The following is a 3,508-nucleotide window of genomic DNA, read 5'->3' as shown; positions in this document are numbered from 1 at the left end:
CGGAGCTTGCCAAAGCTCCGGTGGCGGATTTCTTCCGCCCGCATCTCTTCGTCAACACGCCGGACATCAATCCCTTCTTCCTCCAGACCGGCGGACGGCCGGCGTTCCTGATCCGCGCCGCGCTTGCCTGCACGCTCTCGGGGCTGTGGGGGATGTACAACGGCTTCGAGCTTTGCGAGTCCCGCGCGCTGCAAGGGCGGGAGGAGTACGACGATTCCGAGAAATACGAGATCCGCGCCTGGGACTGGGACCGGCCTGGCAATATCAGGGCCGAGATCAGTCGGCTGAACCAGATCCGCCGCGCCAATCCGGCGTTGCACAGCCATCGCGGCCTCGAGTTCCTGAACGCCTTCGACGATGCGGTGCTCTATTATGCGAAGAGTACTCCCGACGGGCGCAATACGCTGCTGGTCGCCGTCAACCTCGATCCCCGGCGGGCGATCGAAAGGATCTCGAGATTCCGTTCTGGCGTTTCGGCCTTCCGGACGAGGCAGCGATCGGGGCGGAGGATCTGATGCGGGCGCGGTCGCTGATCTTTCGCGGCAAGCGCCAGCGGGTTCGACTCGACCCCAATGACCACCCCATCGTCATCTGGCGGCTCGAAAACCCAGGCGGGCGCCGCTATGGGCAGGCGTCATGAGCCGGCGCAAGCGCGCGACCCAGCCGCTGGCCGCCGATCCGCTCTGGTACAAGGATGCGGTCTTCTATCAGGTGCACGTGAAGTCGTTCTTCGATTCGAACAACGACGGCATCGGTGACCTGCGCGGGCTGACCGAGAAGCTCGACTACATCGCCGAGTTGGGTGCGACTGCGATCTGGCTCCTGCCCTTCTACCCGTCGCCAAGGCGCGACGACGGCTACGACATCTCCGACTACCTCGATGTGCACCCCGAATATGGCACGATCCAGGACATGCGCAAGTTCATCGCGACGGCGCATGCCCACGGCCTTCGGGTGGTTACGGAGCTTGTCGTGAATCACACCTCCGACCAGCACCGTTGGTTCCAACGCGCCCGTTCCGCTAAGCCCGGCTCCGCATGGCGGAGATACTATGTCTGGGCCGACGACGACCGCGGCTACCCCGACACGCGGATCATCTTCACCGACACCGAAAAGTCGAACTGGAGCTTCGACCCCGTCGCTGGGGCCTATTTTTGGCACCGGTTCTATTCGCATCAGCCGGATCTCAACTTCGACAATCCGCGTGTGCTTCTGTCGGTGCTCCATGCGATGCGCTTCTGGCTCGATCTCGGCGTGGATGGATTCCGGCTCGACGCTGTTCCTTACCTGGTCGAGCGCGAAGGAACGGACTGCGAGAATCTCCCCGAGACGCACGCCATCATCAAGCGCATCCGCGCAGCACTCGATAAGGCCGCGCCCGGCTGCATGCTGCTCGCCGAGGCCAACCAGTGGCCGGAGGACGTGAAGGAGTATTTCGGCGCCGGCGACGAATGCCACATGGCGTTCCACTTCCCGTTGATGCCGCGGATGTACATGGCGATCGCCCAGGAGGATCGGTTTCCGATCACCGACATCATGCGTCAGACGCCGGAGATACCGGATGGATGCCAATGGGCGATTTTCCTCCGCAACCACGACGAGTTGACGCTCGAGATGGTGACTGATGCGGAGCGAGATTACCTTTGGGAGACCTACGCAGCAGATCGTCGGGCGCGCCTCAATCTCGGCATCCGGCGTCGGCTTGCGCCGCTTCTAGAGCGTGACCGGCGGCTCATCGAGCTTATGAACGCCCTCCTGCTTTCGATGCCGGGAACGCCGGTCATATATTACGGCGACGAGATCGGGATGGGGGACAACATCTTTCTCGGCGACCGCGACGGGGTGCGCACGCCGATGCAATGGTCATTCGACCGAAATGGCGGATTCTCGCGAGCCGATCCCGCGCGCCTCGTGCTGCCGCCGATCATGGACCCGGTCTATGGCTACCAGGCGGTGAATGTCGAGGCGCAAACGAGCAATCCGCATTCGCTCTTGAATTGGATGCGCCGAATGCTTGCAGTCAGGCAGCGCCACCGCGCCTTCGGTCGCGGAAGGCTGCGCCTGCTGAACCCCGAAAACCGAAAGATTTTCGCTTTTCTAAGGGAGTTCGAGGCGGAGGACGGCGAGGAGACGATTCTCTGCGTCTGCAACCTCTCCCGCATGGCGCAGGCGGTGGAACTCGACCTCGCGCAATTTGTCGGAAGAACGCCGGTCGATCTGTTGAGCGGCTCAGTGTTCCCGCCAATCGGGGAGACCCGCTATCTGCTGACGCTGCCGAACCATGCTTTCTACTGGTTCAGCCTTGCAACAAACCAGGCGATGCCTGCATGGCGCGTGCCGCCGTCCGAGCCGTTGCCCGAATTTGTGACGCTGGTGATGCGAAACGAGATCGGAGAGCTGCTGGCGCCCGAGCCGAGACGCGTCATCGAGCAGGAGATCCTTGCCTCCTATCTGGCGCGGCGGCGCTGGTTCGCGGCGAAGGACCGCAAGACCCGCTCGATCGGCATCGCGCGCGCAGATGTCATGCGCGGGCGCTCGAGGGACTTCTTCATCCTGTTCGAGTTCGCAGTCGCGATGGACGGTCGGCAGGATCGCTACTTCCTGCCCGCCGGCATCGTCTGGGACGACGAGAAGCCTCCCGCGATCGTGCAACAGCTGGCGTTAGCGCGCGTGCGCCGGCGCCGGCGGACGGGTTTCCTCACGGATGGCTTCGCTGTCGACGCCCTGCCGGCCGCGATTTTGGCGAGCCTGGCGGCAGGGCGCGTGGAAAAGCTTTCCCACGGCGAAGTGCACTGGCTCGCGACCAGCCACGAGATTCCGGCAGTGCCGCCAGACACGGAGATCCGCCGCCTTTCGGCAGAGCAATCCAACACGTCGCTGATCCTCGGCGAAATCGCGGTCGTGAAAATCATCCGGCGGGTCCAGGCCGGGCGACATCCGCAAACGGAAATGACCCGCTATCTCACCGAGAACAGCTACGCGAACAGCCCCGCGCTGTTCGGCGAAATGGTGCGCGTCGACGCCGACGGCACGCCCCAGACGCTCATGATCGCCGAGCAATTCGTGCCCAATCAGGGCGACGCCTGGGAGTGGACGCTCGACAGAGTCCGGCTCGCCATCCATGCAGCGGCGTTCGACGGGACCGACGACCAAGCCGGACGGGAGGCGATTGGCGCCTATCAGTCCTTCGCTGTGACGATGGGAAAGCGCCTTGCCGAGCTGCACGCGGTGCTGGCGAAACCCACGGACGATCCCGCATTCATGCCGGAGCGCGTGCAAGGGGATGAAACCAAGGCTTGGGCGAAAGCGGCCTGCCTGGAGGTCGATCGGGCGCTGCAGACGCTGCAAAATTTCACCGCGTGGCAGGACGAGGCCGATCAAGCAGCCGCGAAGGAATTGATCGCGCTTCGCGACCCGCTCTGCGACAAGATCGGTGAGATCGCCGAGGCCGGCATCGGGACGCTGAGAACCCGCCTCCATGGGGACTTCCATCTTGGCCAGATCCTCG

2 protein-coding genes and 1 pseudogene are annotated in these 3,508 nt (G+C 63.7%); all 3 read left to right on the top strand.

The genetic code is table 11. The features are described from left to right. Positions 1 to 515, top strand: a pseudogene (locus ACLP25_RS02225) (hypothetical protein); the annotation flags it as partial. Beyond that, the gene (locus ACLP25_RS02220) at positions 515 to 640 is read left to right on the top strand and encodes a hypothetical protein (RefSeq protein WP_442467610.1); all 126 of its coding nucleotides are present in this window, start codon (positions 515 to 517) and stop codon (positions 638 to 640) included. The pseudogene ACLP25_RS02225 and the gene ACLP25_RS02220, both read left to right, overlap by 1 nt. Next, a partial coding sequence (gene treS, locus ACLP25_RS02215; RefSeq protein WP_442467609.1) for a maltose alpha-D-glucosyltransferase occupies positions 637 to 3,508 on the top strand: 2,872 nt, incomplete at its 3' end. The genes ACLP25_RS02220 and treS, both read left to right, overlap by 4 nt.

Origin of the sequence: Roseiarcus sp., assembly GCF_052145395.1 — a bacterium.
Classification (GTDB): domain Bacteria; phylum Pseudomonadota; class Alphaproteobacteria; order Rhizobiales; family Beijerinckiaceae; genus Roseiarcus.
This window is presented reverse-complemented; position numbering and strand designations above follow the sequence as displayed.